The sequence below is a fragment of the Sphingobium chlorophenolicum genome (genome assembly GCF_000722875.1).
Classification (GTDB): Bacteria; Pseudomonadota; Alphaproteobacteria; order Sphingomonadales; family Sphingomonadaceae; genus Sphingobium; species Sphingobium chlorophenolicum.
In genome coordinates this window covers 41,089-59,872 of record NZ_JFHR01000029.1, presented here as the reverse complement: position 1 = coordinate 59,872, position 18,784 = coordinate 41,089, and the positions used below count along the sequence as shown (strand labels likewise).

Here is an 18,784-nt window from a genome sequence, read left to right as displayed (position 1 = left end):
GCCGAACGGCCTCGGTCCCCAACTTTACCGGGAAGCACGGGGCGAACCCGCTCCCACTGCTCGTCGCTTAATCCGTGTCGATCCAAGATGGCGCTCCCTTCGCCAGTCTTGAATCCGATCCGCGCGGAAAAAGGAATCCCTTAAATGTCCACACGCCTTAAAGGAGCGTCTGCAATCGGCGGTGCTGGAGGCGACAATCCTTGCCAAGGACCGCGAACTTTTGATGACAGTTAAGGGGGCTGAGCAGTCAGGAACGGTGGTTCGCAAGAGCGACCACAGCGTCAAAGAACCCGATCCTTTGCCAGGATTTTTCGACCAACCGGGCAATTGAAATAGCAGGGCAGCAAGAGATCATGCTGCCCTCAGTTTTTTCGACGGAAAGTTTGCAAAGCATTTCAAAATCTTCAGCGGTTAATAACCTCGTCATGATTCTAGACTAGCCCATTGGATATAGCAGCAAGATGGTGATGAGGGGTGTCGATTTGATAACCGCAGCGATAGCGCGTATTAATGAGCACGCTCGTGCTGTTAAACAGCAAGATGCACTCCATCCGATGTCGCGAACCGTTTATTTGATCCTGTTCGTGTGGTGCATGGCATGGATATCTGTCTTTGCGCTATCCGACTTCATCGTCGGCCAGTCCGCGCTTTATTCGTCGTTCGGATCGATTTGCTTGATCGCAGGCTGCGGCGCGCTTGCGCGACGGTACGGGCATGCCAGGATCGCGCTCTTCCTTGAGGCCTGCTCCGTTCCTGCCATAGCAGCGGCGCTCAGCGGGGGTACGATAATAATGCTGGCCTCGATCAGCAGCCACTTCGTCGATCCTCAACTGATCGGGATCGATGCGGCACTCGGGTTCGATTGGAGAGCTATATTTCGCTTCTACCTGGCATATCCCGGGATCGTGCCCTTGTCCGAAGCGGTCTATTCATCGTTTCAGCCGCAGTTTTTATTGTTGCCCGTGGCGTTGTGCGTTTGGCGACCTGAACTGCTGTGGACCTACATCACTGCGTATGTTTTTTCTCTTCTGCTCGCTGCGGCAATTTTTCCATTTGCTGCGGCTGAGGGGCCGTATGTCTATTACGGTATACCGCAAGGCGTTATGCCGAGCGTAGGAGACGACTGGCCTTGGCAATGGTATCAAGGGAAGTGGATTTCCCAACTGCAAAACGGTGAGATCCGCGATCTTTCGAGGATCTGGCCTGGCCTGATTCAGTTTCCCAGCTTTCATTCCGCCGCAGCTGTGTTGTTCATCTGGGCAACCCATGGAATCCGCCTCTTGCGCTGGCCCGGGCTACTGCTCAATATTGGCGTCATTCTCTCGACGTTTATCAGCGGAGCGCACTATCTTTCCGACGTTTTGGCCGGATGCAGCGTCGCGATTTTGTCGATATGGGCCGCAAACAGGATGACAGCCCTTCGAATCCGCCAAACAAAACATCAGCTCAACCAGCCACCCAAATCGTCGCCGGCATATCTGGGAGCCTAAGACCAAGCGTCAGGGTCGTCAGAGCTGTTGCCGCATGACTTTAATTGGTATTTAAGTTCGGCGTGGGGAATTTTCTCAATCAGCCTAACGATGGCGGCCTGGCAGGTATGACGGGTCCGCAAATCCAACCGCCTGCTGCCATGGCAGCGGCACGCTATCTTCCTGAAGTGATGTTCACCGTGGTCGTCGCTGCCACGATGATTTTTCTGTACGACATCCCGCTCACCCACGATGTCGTTTGGCAGTTCTGGATCGCGCGCCAGATGATGAATGGCGCGACGCTTTATCGAGACGTTTGGGAGATCAACCCCCCCCTCTGGTTCTGGTCAGCAGTGCCGGTTCGTTTTGTCGCTGCTTGGCTTTCCATGCCTCCACTTCGCTTGCTGGTAGTCTGCATAACAGCGCTTGGCGGTCTATCGGCGCTGGCGGCTGGACGGCTCGCAGCCACGGAATCGCCCATTGGGCGACTTGCTCTGATGCTCCTGTCGTTCTGGCTTATGGTCATCGGACCGCTTTATGATTTTGGACAGCGGGAACATATCGCCCTGATTTGCTCGGTGGCTTACGCCGCATTGATTGCGCGCAGGTCGACCGGGAAGACTGTACCACCATGCCTCGCGCTGCTTATGGGCGCCGCCGCCGCTTATGGCTTTGCGCTCAAGCATTATTTCGTGATTGTACCGGTGATGCTGGAATTGTGGCTGATCGCACGCAGCCGGTCGCTATGGCGTCCTATCCGCCCCGAAACTGTCGCCACAGGAATATTTGCGCTCGTTTATGCCGTTGCTGTGATCGCCTTTGCCCCGGCCTTTTTCACCGACAACCTTCCGATGGTCCGCGCCGCCTATCACGGCTTTGAATCGTCATGGGAAATGATCCTGCTGCGGCCCTGGATCGTCATCTGGACATTCATAGCCGCCTTCTTCCTGACATTTGGCGGAGCGTTTGGCAAAAGGGCAAATCCGTTTGTGTCCACCTTGCTGCTCGTGGCCATAGGCTATGGCTTTTCCTACTTCATGCAGCGCAAGGGCTGGCTTTACCATAGCGTCCCGGTGACCGGCGCTGTCGGTTTGGCGTTGGGCGTGCGATTGGGAATGGCCGACATGCGCCGGCTGATTCCTACCGTGATTGGGCTGTTCATGCTGGCATTGCCCGTACTAATGCCGGTCAAGATCGGCCCCTATTTCAACTTTTTCCGGGGCGATATTGACCCGGTTCTGTCCACATTGCCGAAGGGCAACCCGGTTTTCATCGCCTCGGGCGAACCGATGTGGGGATGGCCCACAGTTGAAGATCATGGGCTTGCCTGGCCATCGCGCCTTTACGCCTATTGGATGATACCGGCTATTGCCCACGGCGAAGTGATCGGCCCCAATCCAGTGGCCCTCCGCGAATTGGCCAAGCGGATACAGGCGGAAGCCGCTCTGGAAATTCATTGCTCGTCACCCGCGCTGATCCTGTTCGAGCGACGGGCAAATTATATTTACCAGCCTACGAGTTTCGACGTTCGCGGCTTTTTCCTACGCCGTGCGGATATCCGTCAGTATCTTGCAGCGAATTATCGTGACTCGAGGCCAACGCGCTGGCTCTATGTTTACCGACGAGTGACGCCGCCTCACCCCCGTCCCACCGATCCTAAATGCCCGATATTCGCTGGAGGCTCTTGAGAACCTTAGTTCATTCGGCTCACCATTCCTATCATACGCGGCACGATCATCGGGATTTGAAAAATGCGGAAAACATCCATGCTTGTTGACCGTAACGCATCGACCATTCGCGCAGACGCTTCGATTTCAGAAAGCAAGTCCTCCATGTCGATCGCGCCCGGATGGATATGGGCGTTTTTGGTCGTCTGGCTGGGTGGCAGTCAACTGCTTCTTTGGCGATTTCTCGATGTGGCGCCTGTCTGGGCCTATCCGTTTGGCTTACTTATCATTGCGAGCCTGTGCGCGTTCACGATCAGGGTCACGAAGGACAGCCCCCATATTGGCGTCGGCACAGTATTTACCTGCTTCCTGATCTCGCTGGGCCTGCTCGCGCTGAGCGGCGAAGGGCGGTTCTTCTACGCCAATGTGGATTGGCAGGTGCGCTTTGCTGTTTTGCGAGACATGGGGATAAACCCCTGGCCGTTCGTTTACACAGCCCGGCCGGAGCCCGATCTGCTCCGTGCGCCGATAGGCATGTTCCTGGTGCCCGCGCTCATTTTCAAGACGATAGGCCCTCGCGCGGCGGATGTTGCCTTGCTGGTGCAGAACAGCGCGCTCATTGCCCTCTTGCTCGCGATGGGAAGTCAGCTCTTCGCTGACCGGCGATCGCGTATGACCGGCTTGACAATATTCGTGCTATTTTCAGGCATGGATGCGCTTGGCGATCTGCTGATGCAGGGAATGCTCACAGGTCACATGGAAGATTGGGCGGAAATCCAGTATTCTTCGACCATCACCCTGCTGTTCTGGGTGCCGCAGCATGCGATCGCCGGGTGGGTGGGCGCCGTCGGATATATGATGTGGCGGGAAGGCCGGTTGCCCCTTGCGCCATGGCTCGCAATGCTGCCGCTGACAGCGCTGTGGTCTCCTTTGGGGCTGATGGGGGCGATGCCATTCGTTGCTCTGGCTGGATTGCGGACGATTATAGCACGCGTGCTTCGTCCGCGCGACGTTGTGGTTCCCGCAGCGTCGCTTGTCCTTTGCATACCCTCTCTCATTTATCTGGGTGCTGCATCGGATGACGTCGGCTTTCATTTGCAACCGATCCCCTTCATCCAGTGGATGCTGTTCCAATCGTTCGAAACGCTGCCATATCTGATCCCGCTGGCGATCGCCGGACGTTCGACGCGGTTCGGCAACGACAGCCTGTGGCTTGCCTTTGTATGGCTCATGCTGATTCCATTCGTCCAGATTGGCTGGTCGACCGATTTCATGATGCGCGGTTCTATCACTGCGCTGGCCCTGGTCACGGTGATGGTGAGCGATCACGTGGTGCAGCGGGGCGAAAAACGACGCTGGTTGTTGATCGTTTTGTCGGTTGGTAGCTTGACCGGCCTTGCGGAAATCCGGCGGGCGCTGGTTTATCCCGCAGCGCCGGAAGTGCGATGCAGCTTTTTCAAGGCATGGGATCAGACGTTCGCGGCCTTTCCCAAAGGTTCCTATATTGCCCCGTTGAATAAGGTGCCGGCGCTGATCCGTCCGCATCATCCCTTCCGAGCCACGGCAAATGAGCCGCCGCGCTGCTGGGATGGTTCCTGGAATCTGCCCTTCGACCCGCGAAATGCTCCGTCAGGCCGAAAGGATGGCGTAAAGTGACAGTCCCACCGGGAATGGAATACGCCCCAGAACATGTCGCTCGGCCGCAAAAACCCGCTGCAACGCGGCGTTGATAAGTGGTGAGGGGCGCGCATCCAGTGGAGCGTCACGCCGCAGCCACTGATGGGCGAAGCGCTGCGCCACGGCGAGCGGGAAAAGCAGGCTGTTGAAATATCCTGAGACTTCGACCTTCAGCCCAGCGGCACGGACCACTTGCAACAAGCCCTCATGGGTGTAGCGGCGCTTGTGATGGTGCAGCACGTCATGGTCCGACCAGAGCCAGGGCGCTGCGGGAACCGTTAGCAACAATCGCCCGTTTGGCGCCAGCCGTGCGCCCAGGGCGTGAAGCGATGCTTCATCCTGATCGATATGCTCCAGCACATCGAGCAGCGCGATCATATCATAGCGCGTGTCGCCGAAGCCGATCGCGTCTGGCAAAGCCCCCGGTTCGACACGACACAGTCCTCGCGCAGATGCCAGTGCGCGCGCGTCGGCGTCATATTCCATCGCATCGAGCGTACCAAATTGTGCCAGCAGCGGGATATTGCCGCCGGTACCACAGCCAGCCTCAAGAATATGTGCTTCAGGGGGCAGCGGCACATGGGCGCGGATCAGGCTATCGATGATAGCGCGGCGAGCCACAAACCACCAATGATCCTGTTCCTGCGCGCTCATGCTCGCATAGGCTGATCGATCCATTTGTCCTTTTCCTCGATATGCGGCTGCATGACAGGTCGCGGCGTCTGCTCGCTTTCCTCTGCCACAACATAAAGCGGCCGTTTACGCACTTCCTGTGCGACCCGACCCAGATATTCGCCGATGATGCCGAGGCTCATCAGATTAAGGCCGCCCAGCATCAGCACCGCAACCATGATGGATGCGTAGCCCGGCGTGTCGACCCCAGTCAGCACCGTGTGCAGCACGAGAAACGCGGCGTAGGCAAAGGCCATCAGGGCGATGCCGCCGCCGATATAGGACCAGATGCGTAGCGGCATGGTGGTCGACGCAGTGATGCCGTCCACCGCCAGCGACCAGAGCTTGCTGACACGCCATTTGCTGTTCCCCGCTTCGCGTGGGGCACGTTCATAATCGACGGTCGCCACGCGGAAGCCGACCCAGGAAAAAATGCCTTTTGTGAAACGCGCCTGTTCACCAAGCTGTTTGATGACGTCCACCGCCTGTCGATCGAGCAGCCGGAAATCGCCGACATTCTCAGGAATCGGATGGTCGGAAAGCCGGTTGATGATGCGATAGAAGCCTTGTGCACTCCAGCGCTTGAACCAGTCGTCGCTCGATCGATCCGCACGGCGCGCATTAACCACCTTCGCACCTGCCAGCCAATGGCGCACCATGGCAATTATGACTTCGGGCGGGTCCTGAAGATCGACGTCGATAGGGATGACGGCATCTCCCCGCGCCCGATCGATGCCTGCTGCCAGCGCAGCTTCCTTGCCGAAGTTGCGGGACAGGGTGATGTGCCGCACGTCGGGATCCCGGCGTGTGAGGATTTCCAGTATGTCGCCGGTCCGGTCGGTGCTGCCGTCATTGACAAAGAGATATTCTGCCTCGGCGTTAGGCCCAATGAGCGCAAGCGCTCGTGCAACTGCGGGGCGTGCGGCATCCAGAAACAGCGAGATAGTCTCCTGTTCATTAAACACCGGAACGACGATCGACAGCAACGATGGTTCAGCCATGCCTTCAGCCCCCCTGCGGGCTAACGCCCACCGCAGCTATCGACAAAAATGGTTAACAAAACGCCACCCGCTAGTGCAGCCTATAACACGTCCGAGGGAATGAACATATTTTTTACCATTTTTGGCGATCACGCCACAATGTATCAAATGGGCAGATGGCGCGGATGATCACCCGGAACAGCCTGGCTATTGTCAGCATTTTGGCGCTGGTGGCCGCGCTCGTCCTGTTGCCGACCTTTCTTCTGGGTCCCGGCTTTTCCCATTCTGTCACCTATAACTACGTCTGGACCAGTCAGTTCGGGACGGAGATAGCGAAAGGGAACTTGTACCCGCGATGGTTGCCGGGGAGTTTCGAAGGTCTGGGAAGCCCCGCCTTCTACTTTTACCCGCCGGTCGCATTCTGGATCGCCGGTGCTTTCGACGCGAGCGGCCTGTCTACGCTGGCAGCGATCAACATGGCTGCCTTCGTGACGCTGTTGCTGTCGGGCATTGCCATGTATTATTGGCTATCAGCGCGACGCACCTATCCGCTGATTGGCGCAATCCTCTATATGGTTGCGCCCTATCATCTCCTGGACTTCTATGTGCGAGGCGCACTGGCGGAATTCACTGCCTTCATATGGTACCCTCTCATCGCCTTGGCGATAGTTCGCCTTCCTGAACGCAGGGGTATTGTCCTGCTGACGCTGAGCTATGCCGGGCTTGTGCTGACACATTTACCGATGGCGATGCTGACAGGGTTCTTCCTAATCGCTCCGCTCGGTGTGTATAAAATCTGGCGGGACCGGGGCGCCTTTGGGCCTTTGGTCGTCAGCGGTGCACTGGCCGTGGGCCTTGCGGCTTTCTATCTTGTTCCCGCGCTGACGATGCAGGGCCAAATTTCCTCGCAGCTTCTGTGGGGACCTTGGTATAGGGCGTCGTCCTGGGGGTTGCTGGCACATGGTCCACTACTCCAGATGCTTTATATTCCGGTCCTCATCGGGGGTCTTGCGCTGCTGTCGCTGTCCGCACGTTCGATCTGGACGTTCATAAGCCTCTTGGCCTCATTGGCGGCGCTCGGTCTGATCCCCTTTATCTGGGACATCCCGCCCTTCAGCCAGGCGCAGTTTCCCTGGCGACTTCTCGGCCTGATCGAATTTGCTGCCATAACCGCAATTCTGAGTTGTCGTCCGAAGCCGATCCTGTTGGGCCTGGGCTTGGGCCTCGTCCTGTTCTCCTGCATCAGGTGGATTTCGGAGGCGTCAGAATATCTGAAGAAGCCGGTGCCTTACGCGATGATGGGGCGAGATCTACCAGATGCGGCCGAATATCTGCCTGTCGGGTTCGACACGGCAAAGATCACGGACTTCGAGCGCAAGCCGGACTTATCAGCCTGGCGCGGCGTCCGATCGAATGAAGAGGTCGTCGTGGAAGCGGCGGGCGAGATAACGATGCGCCGCGCTGCATTCCCGATTTGGCGCGTCATGCGAGGCGAAGAGGTGGTGCCCTATAAAGGTCCCGTCATCCGATTCCACGCTCGACCCGGGCATTACCGCTTAGAACGCGTATATGTGTGGCAGGAATGGGCGGGCCTTATCTTGAGCCTGTGCAGTCTGCTAATGTTCGGACTGGTTTGTAGCGGGCAACCAAGTCGGAAGGTCACTGGAGCGGGTAGCGGCACGAACCCGCATCACAAGCTTGGAAGGCTAGAGCTCTACCATTGAGCTATGCCCGCCCGCAGGTCCAGCGCCCTGCCATCTGTCAGCAGGGCTCGTCAACATCAAATCGCGGCGGCGAATCTGAGACTTGCGAACGTCATTGGCCCACTCGTCAGTCGAGTTTGTTGATAGCTGCGCGCATATGATCGACCCCCACGCTCGCATAGCGCTGGACCATCCGAAGCGATTTCCAGCCGCCCATATGCATGATCGTGATGAGGTCGATCCCGGCCATCACGCAGTGCGAAGCCCAGTGATGGCGCCAGTCATGGATGGTGAAGTCGTTGATCTCCGCCCGGATGCACGCTGTTTTGTGCTGGTTCCTGATCGGATTGCCGCCAGGAACTCGCGACAGTCGGGTATCCTGATAGGGTTTGCCGAACCGGTTCAGGAATACATGCCCCTTCATCCGCCGCCCCTGCTTTTCCCAGATCGGTAACAGCATCTCCTTCACGCGGGGGTGCATCGGGACTGACTGGATTACCGCGTTTTTCGAATGGTTGAGCCGGATCGCTTCCCGCTGCATGTCCACCCCGTTGACGCCCCACGGCATCTGTAGCGCGGTTTGGATGCGCGGCCCATGAAAAGCCAACATGGTGATGATCGGTTGGACGTGCGGCGCATAGGACGCAATCAGTCGATCGCGATCCTCTTTCGTCAGGAAGCGCACACGCTCATTGTCGAACGGGATGGCCTTGATCTTGAGCGGGGGAAGGTCATGCAGTTCGTAATAGGTGTTGATCGCCGCCTGGAATACCGCGCGGTAGCGGTCTTGGCCGCCGGGGGCATGCCCGGTCAGGTTGGCGAGCCGGAACGTCTCCCAAGCCCGTTTCGGTTCCCGCAGCGACAAGTCGCCGATCTGGGCGTTGAGCTTGCCGATCCGCAATATGTCTGCGGGGCAGGGCCGCTTCGCCTTCGCCAAATAGCTGGCGAAAGCATCCGCGATGGTGCCCTGCGCGACGATTGCGGCAGGTCCGAACATCAATTGATGGCGCAGCTTCGTCTCATATTCGGCCATCAGGTGCGACGCAGCATCTGCGTCACTTGTTCCTGAACTGAATTCTTTGACGACGATCTGCTTGTCGCCGAGCGTGACTGTGCCTCGGATATAGTAAATGCCGTTCTTCCCACGGGGGCGGATGGAGAGCATGTGATTTTTTCCAGTAGCAGCTGGTACTGCTCCTCTGTCGCGCGCATCTTTCCGCACGCATGGACGTAGGGCACACCATGTTTGTTGAAGATCCGGCGCATCCATTTCGTCGGCTCGGCACTGGTCATGCTGAGCCGCGAGAGGATGTCGCGCGGGGTAAGAAGTCGTTCGCCGGAGCTGGGGGCAAGGGTATGCGGTGGCGGCCGCGCGCCACCGGAAACCTCGGTGATGGCGCGGCTGCTAACCGCAGACACGGCCGATCGCTGCGGGGTAGCCGCAGGACGTTCAGGCGATGCCATGGGCATCGCGCCAGCCTGCAGCGCCTCACGCGGCGCAGCTGCATCGGCCGGACTGGCTGCCGCCGTTGCAGGGTCTTTTGTCGACATGTGGAAATCCCACTCGTCGGCGCGTACGAGTCCCCGGCCTAGCACTCGACGATAGCCGGAGACCCGCACGCGCCGTGCTTTTGGGTCGCCGTCGAGCCGGGCCTCGTCCGCTTGAGCGAGCGAGGCGCCTGAAAGAGTTATAGGAGATTTTTTCAGGACCGCCAGAGCGCCAGAATCCTGGCCCGCTGGATCATGGCCATTGAGCTTGCCGCGCAGGGACCCGGACGGGAAGGGCGACGGGGCCTTAGGCGTGGAGTTGAGGATTGCCGCCTTCGCTTCATCAGCGACCGGGGCTGCGGAACCGAACGGCAGCTGTTGGTGCAGCTTCGTCGCATATTCGGCTATCATCTGCGTCGCGGCCTCTGCGTCGCTCGTTCCTGAACTGAACCCCTTCACGAGGATCTTGTCGCCGCGCGAGACGCTGCTGCGATTATGGTGGATGCCGTTCTTCTCACGGGTATGGATGGAGGACATGTGATCTTTCCCAGTCGCATCTGATCTGGCGCCTGCGCCACACGGCTCTCGGCACGTGTGGCGCAGGACATCCCTGACTTCATCGAAATATGCGTGTTCCGTTCCCGGGCGCGGCGCGGATCCTGCCGGCCCGACCGAGGGTATCGCGCAACAGATAGGGGGCGGGTTCCGGGAGGGGCTCGGACCCCCATTGAACCAAGCGCGCGGCTTCCTCTGGTGCTGGCCGGAGCGATCAACCAAGGCTGTTTCAACCGCGTGCGCGACTCGGGATTTCGCCCTGATCGCCCGACCTCGGCGTGCCCAGAATTTGCCAAACGAGGGGGACGATTTGCCCAAAATCTGCCCAGAAATTTGGCTGCCCGGGCCGCTCCTTCGCCTTTTTCAGGCAAACAAAAACCCCGCCAAATCGTTGATTTGACGGGGTTTTCGATGGTGGGCGTGGCAAGGATTGAACTTGCGACCCCTGCGATGTCAACACAGTGCTCTACCACTGAGCTACACGCCCACGGTGGAGTGGGCCAATAGCGGGGGCCGACAGGCTACGCAAGCGGGAAATTGAGCCTCGCCGCTATTCTTCTGGACAGCAGCATGACAGGCCATATGCTGCGTTGCGAAAAGGGGACGCCAACCATCATGCTGCCATCGCCAACGCCGTCGGATCAGCCGATCACGCGCCTGCCATTCTACCGCCAGCTCTATGTCCAGGTGCTGATCGCCATCGCTGCTGGCGTGGCGATAGGGCATTTTTTCCCCGAAACCGGCGTGGCGCTGCAACCGTTGGGAGAGGCCTTCATCAAGCTGGTGAAGATGATCATCGCGCCGGTCATCTTCCTGACCATCGTGACCGGCGTGGCGGGCATGAAGGAACTGGGCGCGATCGGCCGGGTGGCGGCGAAGGCCTTCGCCTATTTCCTGACATTCTCCACCCTGGCGCTGATCGTCGGGCTGGTCGTCGCCAATGTCGTGCATCCGGGCGCGGGGCTGAATATCGATCCCGCCACGCTGGATGTGGGCAAGGTCGCCCAATATCAGCAGCAGGCGCATGACCGGACGCTGACCGGCTTCCTGCTGGACATCATCCCCGGCACGCTGATCTCCGCCGTGGCGGACGGGCACAATATCCTGCAGGTGCTGTTCGTCGCGATCCTGTTCGGCATCGCCCTCACCATGATCGGGGAAAAGGCCGATCCGCTGATGACGGTGCTCGAATCGGCCAGCCATGCCATCTTCAAGCTGGTCTCCTTCCTGATGAAGGCCGCGCCGCTCGGCGCTTTCGGCGCGATGGCCTTCACCATCGGCAAATATGGCGTGGGCGCGCTGGCCAATCTGGCGGGGCTGGTGGCGACCTTTTACCTGACGTCGCTGCTGTTCGTGCTGGTAGTGCTGGGCACGGTGGCGCGGCTGGCGGGGTTCAACATCCTGCACCTGATCCGATACCTGAAGGCGGAACTGCTGCTGGTGCTGGGCACCTCTTCATCCGAAGCGGCCCTGCCCAGCCTGATCGAGAAGATGGAGCGCGCCGGTTGCCGGAAATCGGTGGTCGGGCTGGTGGTGCCGACCGGCTACAGCTTCAACCTGGACGGCACCAACATCTATATGACGCTGGCGGCGCTGTTCATCGCGCAGGCGACCAATGTGCACCTCAGCCTGGAGGAGCAGATTTTGCTGCTGCTGGTCGCCATGCTCTCCAGCAAGGGGGCGGCGGGCGTGACCGGGGCGGGGTTCATCACCCTGGCGGCTACCCTTTCGATCGTCCCTTCGGTGCCGGTGGCGGGCATGACGCTGATCCTGGGCGTAGACCGTTTCATGAGCGAATGCCGCAGCCTCACCAATTTCATCGGCAACGCGGTCGCCACCGTCGTGGTGTCGGCATGGGAAAAGGGGCTGGATCGGGAGCGATTCGCCGCGGCCATGTCCGGACATCCCCTGCCGCCCACGCCGGATATGGAAGAGGTTGTCTCCGCCTGACCCGGCGTCAATTCTGGCCGGTCAGGCTTTCCGTGCCGAACATGCGCTCCACCTCCAGCACCAGATCGCGCAGGTGGAATGGCTTGGACAGCACCTTCGCCTGCGGCACCATCTTTCCTGCCTTCAGCGTGACGGCGGCAAAGCCGGTGATGAACATGATGCGCATGTCGGGTGCCACGGCGGCGGCGTGCTGGGCCAGTTCGATCCCGTCCATTTCCGGCATGACGATGTCGGTCAGCAACAGGTCGAACCGGTCGCCGTCGATATGCGGCACCGCCTGCGCGCCGGTGGAGACGGCGACGACGTCATAACCCGATCGCTCCAGAGCACGCGCCAGATAGGCGCGCATGCTGTCATCGTCTTCGGCTAGCAGAATTCGAACCATTGCCCCGTATGTCTCGCCCCAGGCCTGTGACGGCCAAACCCCCGTTCGCCTCCTTCGCGGATGGCGTGAAGCGCCTATATATGCGACAAGGTGTAAATATTATCCAGCCAAGTAACCATTTTTGGGCGGCGGCCCATGGAAGGAGACCTTTTGGGACAGAGCGCGCCGCCGGCCCCGACCGAAACCACGCCCGCCTACGATCTTTACGAGCCGGATGTCCCGCCCGGCCCGGTCGTCATTTCCGTGCCCCATGCGGGCCGGGATTATGAACCGGCGCTGCTGGCGCAGGCGCGGGTGCGGCAGGATGTGCTGCAAAGGCTGGAGGACCGCTGGGCCGACCTGCTGGCCTATCCCCTGATAGAGCGCGGTTTTCCGGTGCTGGTGGCGCGGGTGCCGCGCGCGGCGATCGACCTCAACCGGCATGAGCGGGAGATTGACGCCGGCATGGTCAGCGGCATTCCACGCGACATGCCCCTGCAAAGCAGCGCCAAGTTGCGCGGCGGGCTGGGCCTGATACCGCGCCGCATGCCCGGCGCGCATGAACTTTGGCAGCGGCCGCTCGGCTGGGCGGAGGTGGAGCGCCGGATCGACCGTTTCCACCGGCCCTATCATGCGGCGCTGTCCCGGCTGATGCGGGCGGCTCGGGACGCCCATGGCCATGCGATCCTGATCGACCTGCACTCCATGCCCCCGCTGCCGCCGCCCACCGCCGGGCAGGCTGCACCGAACATCGTGCTGGGCGACCGATTCGGGCGTAGCGCTTCGGCCCGCCTGATGACGCTGGCGGCGGACGTGGCGGCCGCCCATGGCCTGACCGCCGCCCAGAATCACCCCTATGCGGGCGATCATATGATCGATCGTCACGGCCGACCCGCGCACGGCCTTTACGCGATCCAGTTGGAATGCGACCGCAGCCTCTATCTGGACAGCGCCCTGGACCGGCCGGGGGCAGGGCTGCCCCGCCTGCAACAGGTGGTCGGGGCCATCGCCAACGCGCTTGCCCACGAACTGCCGCGCTCGACCTACGCCCTGGCGGCGGAGTGATTGTCATGAAAATGTCATGAAATCGACGCTGAACTGTAACGCAATCTTCATAATGGCATCCTGATTTTCAGGGGATCCCCATGTATCTAACCTCCCGATTGGCCGGCGGGCTGGCGATGTGCATCATCTCTTCGCCGGTCGCCGCCCAGGCCATCAGCGAAAGTGAAGCCGCCGAACTGCGCGCCCAGATCGCGGCGCTCAAGGCCCAGGTCGAACGGCTGGAGGCCCGGCTGGACAGCGCGCCGCCGCCGCCTCTAGCGCAAGCCCCCGCCGTCCAGCCCCCGGCAACCCCGCCGTCATCCGAAACGACCAGCATCGGCTGGAAGGGCGGCCCGGTCTTCAGCAAGGGCGCGGCCAGTTTCAAGGTGAAGGGGCGCATCCAATATGACGCCGGTTTGCTGATGACCCCGGAAAGCGTGCAGGATCGGGCCAAAGGCTATTCCAACGAACTGCGCCGCCTGCGCCTGGGCGGGGAAGGGCAGTTGGGCGGCGGTTTCGGCTATAAGCTGGAACTGGAACTGTCCGACAACAGCGTCGATCTGGTCGATACCTTCATCAGCTATGAGAAGGGCAAGTGGCTGGTCACGCTGGGCAATCAGAACGCCTTCCAGTCGCTGGACGAACTGATCAGCGATACCGGCGGATCGGTGATGGAGCGCGCCGCCTTCACCGACGCCTTCGGGTTTGAGCGGCGGCTGGGCCTGTCGGCGCAATATCGCTCCGGCCTGCTGCTGGCGCAGGCGGGCATATTCTCCGACAGCGCCGATTCGCTCACCAACGACGCGGACGGACCGGACGGGGGCGACGAAAATAACAGCTACGGCGTCGACGGGCGGATCGTGCTGGCGCCGAAACTGGGCAAGACCCAGTTGCATTTCGGGCTTTCGGGCCATTGGCGGGACTTTCAGCGGCTGTCCGAAACGCCGCAGCGCTACCGCCAGCGCGCCTATCTCCACAGCGCCAACAGCCGTTTCCTGTCGACGCCCCGCATCGCGGCGGACGGCGAAACCCATTATGGCGCCGAATTCGCGGGCGTGCGCGGGCCGCTCTGGTGGGCGGGCGAGGCGCACTGGCTGCGCGTGTCGCGCCCCGGCCTGGCCGATCCGACCTTCTTCGGCGGCTATGGCGAAGTGGGCTATGTGCTGACCGGGGAATCGCGGGGCTACAGGAACGGGATATTCGGCATAGTGAAGCCCGCCCGCCCGGTCGGCAGCGGGGGCTGGGGCGCGCTTCAGGCGACGCTGCGCTACGACTATCTCAGCCTGAACGACAGGGACATTGTCGGCGGCACGCAAAACGCCATCATCGCGGCGCTGGTCTGGACGCCGGTCGAATATCTGCGCTTCAACGTCAATTATGCGCGGCTGGACTATAGCGACGCGGCGATCCTGGCCGGAGGACGCAGGGATTATGGCGTCGACGTCATCGCCTGGCGCGCCGAACTGGATTTCTGACCGTCAGCTCGGCCGATGGCGGAGGGGATTGGCGCAGCCCGCGCCTTTTCCCCAGTCACCACGATATCAAGGCCGCGCAGCATTGCTCCCCGCCGCCGGAACCGCGCCTTCGGGCGTCCGGTCCCTGGGCGCGAAGATGCGCAGGCTGTCCAGCGTCCTTTCCGCCATCGCCTGATATTGCTCGCTCAGCATTTCGGGATAGACGAAGCTGGCCGTGACGATGGAGCCGTCCGGCTGCTTCATCAGGCGCAGGGCGACATTATTGCCTTCGCCGTCATTGGCCGTGCCGCGATATTCATTGTCGCCGACGAAATCGCCGCTGACCCCTTCGGACCCTTCATTCACCGTCGCGACGATCTGCTGCAACGTCTGCTCCCCATCCTTCTTCTGCCAGAAGATGCGGACATCCGCGCCCGCGCCGGGGTCCTGATAGACCATGCCGTCGGCATTGCTCGCGGCGGCGTCCTTTTCCCATCCTTCGGGGAAGGTGATGGAAAAGCCGCGCTCGACATTCACATAATTGCGGGATGCCGGGGTGTCCGCCTTGGCGCTGGCCATCGCCTTCGCGGCGGCGGCATTGGCGGCGGCGGCCAGTTCCTCCTGGCTCGGCAGATCCTCGACAGGTTCGGCGCGGCCGCAGGCGACCAGCAGCAACAGGGGCATGGCGACGGCAAGGGAAAAGCTCTTCATTCCCCTCCCAAAGCATAGCCGCCGCGACATTTCAACGCCGCAGCCGCCGATCCCGCGATGGGGCGATGGAGCGGCGGGGCCGCGCCGGTCAGGCTGCGCTGTCGATCCCCAGTTCGGCCAGCTTGCGATAAAGGGTCGAACGGCCGATCCCCAGCCGCCGGGCCACTTCGGTCATGCGCCCACGATAATGGCCGATGGCCAGGCGGATCACATCCGCTTCGATCTCGGCCAACTGGCGGACATGGCCGTCGCCTTCGAACAGGGTGATGCCCGCGGCTTCGCGATGGGGCTGCGGCACGGCGCGCAGTCGCGCATGCGGCGTGTCGCCCGTCGCCCGCCCCCGGATATGGGCCGCGATCTCCGGAAAATCCTGCGCCGTCAGCGCGTCGCCCTCGCACAGCACCGCCGCCCGGAACAGCGCATTCTGAAGCTGCCGGACATTGCCCGGCCAGTCATGCTGCATCAGCAGCGCCAGCGCGTCGTCGGTCAGGCCCAGCCCGCGCATTCCCGGCTGACCGGCGATGCGGGTGAGCAGGTGGCGGCACAGGGCAGGCACGTCGCCCAGCCGGTCGCGCAGCGGTGGAATGGTGAGTTGGACCACGTTGAGGCGATAATAAAGATCCTCGCGGAACCGCCCCGCCTCTATCTCGTCATGCAGCCGCTTGTTGGTGGCGGCGATGACGCGGACGTCGACATGGATCGGGCGGCGCGCGCCGATGGGCTGCACCTCTCCGTCCTGCAACACCCGCAGCAGCTTCACCTGTGCGTCCAGCGGCATTTCGCTGACTTCGTCCAGGAAGATGGTGCCCATGTCGGCGGCGACGAACTTGCCCACCTGCCGGTCGAAGGCCCCGGTGAAGGCGCCACGCTCATGACCGAACAGGTCGGATTCGACCAGATTGGCGGGAATGGCGCCGCAATTCACCGTGATCATCGCCTGCTTGTGGCGGGGCGATGCGGCATGGATGGCGCGGGCCAGAACGTCCTTGCCGACGCCGCTTTCACCCTCGATCAACACGGGCACGCGGGCGCGGGCGGCCTTGGCCGCGATGGCCAGCGCGGCGCGGAACTGCGGCGCGGCGCCCACCACATCCTCGAACGACAGGGCGGCGGGAATCTTCTCCGTCAGCGGCCGCAACTCGCCCTTGCCATGTTCGCCGTTCAATGTGGCGTTCAGCGCGGCGAGCAGCCTTTCCGGCGCGATCGGCTTGGCCAGATAGTCGGTCGCGCCCGCCCGCATCGCCTCCACCGCGACCGCGACATTATTGTGCGCGGTCAGGATCATGATGGGCAGGGCCGGGCGCCGAGCGCGCAATTCGCGGATCAGGCCGGTGGGTTCGTAGCTTGGACTCCACTGGTCCAGCAGCACCGCATCCAGCCGCATGCCGTCCTGCGTGCCCAGCGTCGCGATGGCGGTATCCCCGTCATTGGCGAAGATGGTGCGCCAACCGGCGCGGGCCGCCAGGGCGGAGACGAGCCTGCGCTGCGCAGGCTCGTCATCGATCAACATCAGCATCGGAACGCCGTCGCGCGCCATCTTACCCCTCATTTGCGACCTTAGCGCCCGAAGGTAGGGCAGAGGGGTAAAGACCCGCTTAACCGAAAAGATTTTCTTGCCCGCCCCGGCTTGAGGGGGGCATGGCTTGACGATAAGAGGATGCCGACGAACGGGCCGAACCCTTTTCGACCTGGCCTTTGCGGCCGGCGGCCCGGAAACAGAGAGGGACAGAGCATGGCGTCGGAATCTAATATGGACAGCGCGAACCAGACCTACGCGGGGTTCGTGGCCCTCATCAAATGGGGCACGGTCGCCAGCGTTGCGGTCGGCGCCCTGGTCGTGCTGCTGATCGCCAGCTAAGCCAGGCTGCGGGGCGATTGCGCCTTTCCTGAGGGATAGAGCATTGCCCCATCCTTCCCTGCCGCATCCCTTTTCTCCCTCGGCCAGCCGCGCAGGCAGGCGCGGCGGGGCTTGACTGTCCCTGTCCTGATCGCCTTTTCGGCCGCCTGCGTCCTGGGGGCGGTCGCGGCGTGGCGGGCGCGGCCGGATGACGGCTGGCCGCTGGTCGCCATCCTCCAGATGCTGTCGTCCGCGATAGTGATCGGCGCGCTCATCGTCGCGGCGGAGGCGGGCGGCAGCGCGGCGCGGACCCTGGGCCTGCTCGCCATCGTGGCGGGCAGTGCGGGGCTGTGCGGCGGCTTCATCGCGGCGCTGCGGTTCGGCGCGCCTCCTGAACCGTGATGGAAGACATGACTCCAACGGTCCTCACCGGCTGGTCGCTGGCGGCCCTGCTGTTCGCGGCGGCCCTGCTCGTGCCTTCAGCGCTTCGGCGACGGGCGCATCTGGCGCTGGCCGCGATGGTGGTGGCCGGGGCGGTGACGCTCTACAGCCATGATGTCATGGCCCTGCCGCACATCTGCGCGGCGCTGATCACCGGCGGCGCGATCGGGCTGGCGCTGGGGCGCGGCGTGCCCCGGTCCGCCCTTCCTGCGTTGCTGGCCGGGTTGATCGGCCTCGCCGGGCTGGCGGCGCTCCTCCTCGGCGGAGCAGCCTGGCGCGATCCCCACGCCTTCGGCTTATTGGACGATGCGACGGACCGGCTGCGCGTCGATGCCGCCGCCGCCATGGCCGCTGTCATCGCCTGGGGCGCGATGGCCTGCGCGGGCGCGGCGAGCATCCTGCGGCGTGGACCGGCCGGGCGCGGGCATGTCCTGACCGGGGGCGTGATGCTGTTGGCGACCGGCGGACTCGTCTGGGCGTTCGCCGCGACTCCGGAGGTCGGCCGCCTCCTGGCATGCGGCGGGGCGGCGCTGTTCGCGGGACGCGGGCTGACGAAAAGGGCCATGGACGCCGGGACCGGGCCTGCCCTGGCGCTGATCGGCGGCTTTTCCGGCTGGGCCGTCGCGGCTTCCGCTTTCCTTATGGAAAATATGGCGATGGCCGTCGCGGGCGGGCTGGCGGGCGCGGCGGGAAGCCTGTTCTGCGCGCGCCTTTGCGGCGGGCCGGGCAGGAAGGGGCTTGCCGACGCGGAACGCCATCCTTAACGCTTCGC

Annotated in this window: 17 protein-coding genes, 2 tRNA genes and 1 pseudogene; 11 read left to right on the top strand and 9 right to left on the bottom strand. The window is 62.1% G+C overall.

The features are described from left to right. Positions 1-181: 181 nt before the first annotated feature. The 4 genes from BV95_RS24430 (at position 182) to BV95_RS13095 (ending at position 4,792) form a co-directional block, all read left to right on the top strand. On the top strand, positions 182-331 hold the full coding sequence (locus tag BV95_RS24430) for a hypothetical protein (RefSeq protein WP_214442609.1): 150 nt from the start codon (positions 182-184) through the stop codon (positions 329-331). Between the two features lie 130 nt (positions 332-461). Next, positions 462-1,490: a phosphatase PAP2 family protein gene (locus tag BV95_RS13105; RefSeq protein WP_037452553.1), complete on the top strand. Its 1,029-nt coding sequence runs from the start codon at positions 462-464 to the stop codon at positions 1,488-1,490. A gap of 44 nt (positions 1,491-1,534) precedes the next feature. Beyond that, positions 1,535-3,157, top strand: coding sequence for a GtrA family protein (locus BV95_RS13100; RefSeq protein WP_174544463.1), 1,623 nt, complete (start codon positions 1,535-1,537; stop codon positions 3,155-3,157). Positions 3,158-3,235: 78 nt separating this feature from the next. Continuing rightward, positions 3,236-4,792, top strand: a complete 1,557-nt coding sequence (locus BV95_RS13095; RefSeq protein WP_234703189.1) for a hypothetical protein — start codon at positions 3,236-3,238, stop codon at positions 4,790-4,792. Here BV95_RS13095 and BV95_RS13090 read toward each other — a convergent pair. Next, positions 4,766-5,467 carry a class I SAM-dependent methyltransferase gene (locus tag BV95_RS13090; protein ID WP_234703188.1) on the bottom strand — a complete coding sequence of 234 codons (702 nt, stop codon included), beginning with the start codon at positions 5,465-5,467 and terminating at the stop codon, positions 4,766-4,768. The genes BV95_RS13095 and BV95_RS13090 overlap by 27 nt on opposite strands. Continuing rightward, the gene (locus BV95_RS13085; protein WP_037452547.1) at positions 5,464-6,486 is read right to left on the bottom strand and encodes a glycosyltransferase family 2 protein; all 1,023 of its coding nucleotides are present in this window, start codon (positions 6,484-6,486) and stop codon (positions 5,464-5,466) included. The genes BV95_RS13090 and BV95_RS13085 overlap by 4 nt, the downstream gene beginning before the upstream one ends. A gap of 155 nt (positions 6,487-6,641) precedes the next feature. On the opposite strand from BV95_RS13085, the pseudogene BV95_RS24980 reads away from it, so the two are divergent. After that, positions 6,642-7,301 (top strand): annotated as a pseudogene (locus BV95_RS24980) (integral membrane-like protein); the annotation flags it as partial. 827 nt (positions 7,302-8,128) lie between these two features. Here BV95_RS24980 and BV95_RS13075 read toward each other — a convergent pair. The 4 genes from BV95_RS13075 to BV95_RS13060 form a co-directional block, all read right to left on the bottom strand. Then, positions 8,129-8,200 (bottom strand) — tRNA-Gly (locus tag BV95_RS13075). Positions 8,201-8,295: 95 nt separating this feature from the next. Next, positions 8,296-9,201: a tyrosine-type recombinase/integrase gene (locus BV95_RS13070; RefSeq protein WP_234703187.1), complete on the bottom strand. Its 906-nt coding sequence runs from the start codon at positions 9,199-9,201 to the stop codon at positions 8,296-8,298. Beyond that, entirely contained in the window at positions 9,201-10,193 is a 993-nt protein-coding gene (locus BV95_RS24560) for a hypothetical protein (protein ID WP_234703186.1), read from the bottom strand. The genes BV95_RS13070 and BV95_RS24560 overlap by 1 nt, the downstream gene beginning before the upstream one ends. Positions 10,194-10,623: 430 nt before the next feature. Beyond that, positions 10,624-10,698 (bottom strand) — tRNA-Val (locus BV95_RS13060). Positions 10,699-10,826: 128 nt separating this feature from the next. Between BV95_RS13060 and BV95_RS13055 the strand changes: the two genes are divergently transcribed. After that, positions 10,827-12,161, top strand: a complete 1,335-nt coding sequence (locus BV95_RS13055) for a dicarboxylate/amino acid:cation symporter (protein WP_037452561.1) — start codon at positions 10,827-10,829, stop codon at positions 12,159-12,161. Positions 12,162-12,168: 7 nt separating this feature from the next. Here the strand turns inward: BV95_RS13055 and cpdR are convergent, their stop codons facing one another. Beyond that, positions 12,169-12,546, bottom strand: coding sequence for a cell cycle two-component system response regulator CpdR (gene cpdR / locus BV95_RS13050; RefSeq protein ID WP_037452534.1), 378 nt, complete (start codon positions 12,544-12,546; stop codon positions 12,169-12,171). 135 nt (positions 12,547-12,681) lie between these two features. On the opposite strand from cpdR, the gene BV95_RS13045 reads away from it, so the two are divergent. Continuing rightward, positions 12,682-13,590, top strand: a complete 909-nt coding sequence (locus BV95_RS13045) for an N-formylglutamate amidohydrolase (protein ID WP_051749764.1) — start codon at positions 12,682-12,684, stop codon at positions 13,588-13,590. A gap of 80 nt (positions 13,591-13,670) precedes the next feature. Beyond that, complete coding sequence (locus BV95_RS13040; protein ID WP_037452528.1) at positions 13,671-15,044, top strand: porin; 1,374 nt, start codon at positions 13,671-13,673, stop codon at positions 15,042-15,044. Positions 15,045-15,110: 66 nt separating this feature from the next. Here the strand turns inward: BV95_RS13040 and BV95_RS13035 are convergent, their stop codons facing one another. Next, positions 15,111-15,734, bottom strand: coding sequence for a hypothetical protein (locus BV95_RS13035; RefSeq protein WP_037452525.1), 624 nt, complete (start codon positions 15,732-15,734; stop codon positions 15,111-15,113). Between the two features lie 88 nt (positions 15,735-15,822). After that, positions 15,823-17,271 carry a sigma-54-dependent transcriptional regulator gene (locus BV95_RS13030; RefSeq protein ID WP_037452522.1) on the bottom strand — a complete coding sequence of 483 codons (1,449 nt, stop codon included), beginning with the start codon at positions 17,269-17,271 and terminating at the stop codon, positions 15,823-15,825. A 195-nt stretch (positions 17,272-17,466) separates the two neighbouring features. On the opposite strand from BV95_RS13030, the gene BV95_RS24035 reads away from it, so the two are divergent. From BV95_RS24035 to BV95_RS13015, 3 genes are all read left to right on the top strand, one after another. Beyond that, positions 17,467-17,592, top strand: coding sequence for an aa3-type cytochrome c oxidase subunit IV (locus BV95_RS24035; protein WP_013848662.1), 126 nt, complete (start codon positions 17,467-17,469; stop codon positions 17,590-17,592). Positions 17,593-17,703: 111 nt separating this feature from the next. Continuing rightward, a complete protein-coding gene (locus BV95_RS13020) occupies positions 17,704-17,973 on the top strand; it encodes a proton-translocating transhydrogenase family protein (protein WP_037452519.1) in 270 nt (89 codons plus the stop codon). Positions 17,974-17,981: 8 nt separating this feature from the next. Next, a complete protein-coding gene (locus BV95_RS13015) occupies positions 17,982-18,776 on the top strand; it encodes an NAD(P)(+) transhydrogenase (Re/Si-specific) subunit beta (RefSeq protein ID WP_037452558.1) in 795 nt (264 codons plus the stop codon). Positions 18,777-18,784 lie beyond the last annotated feature (8 nt).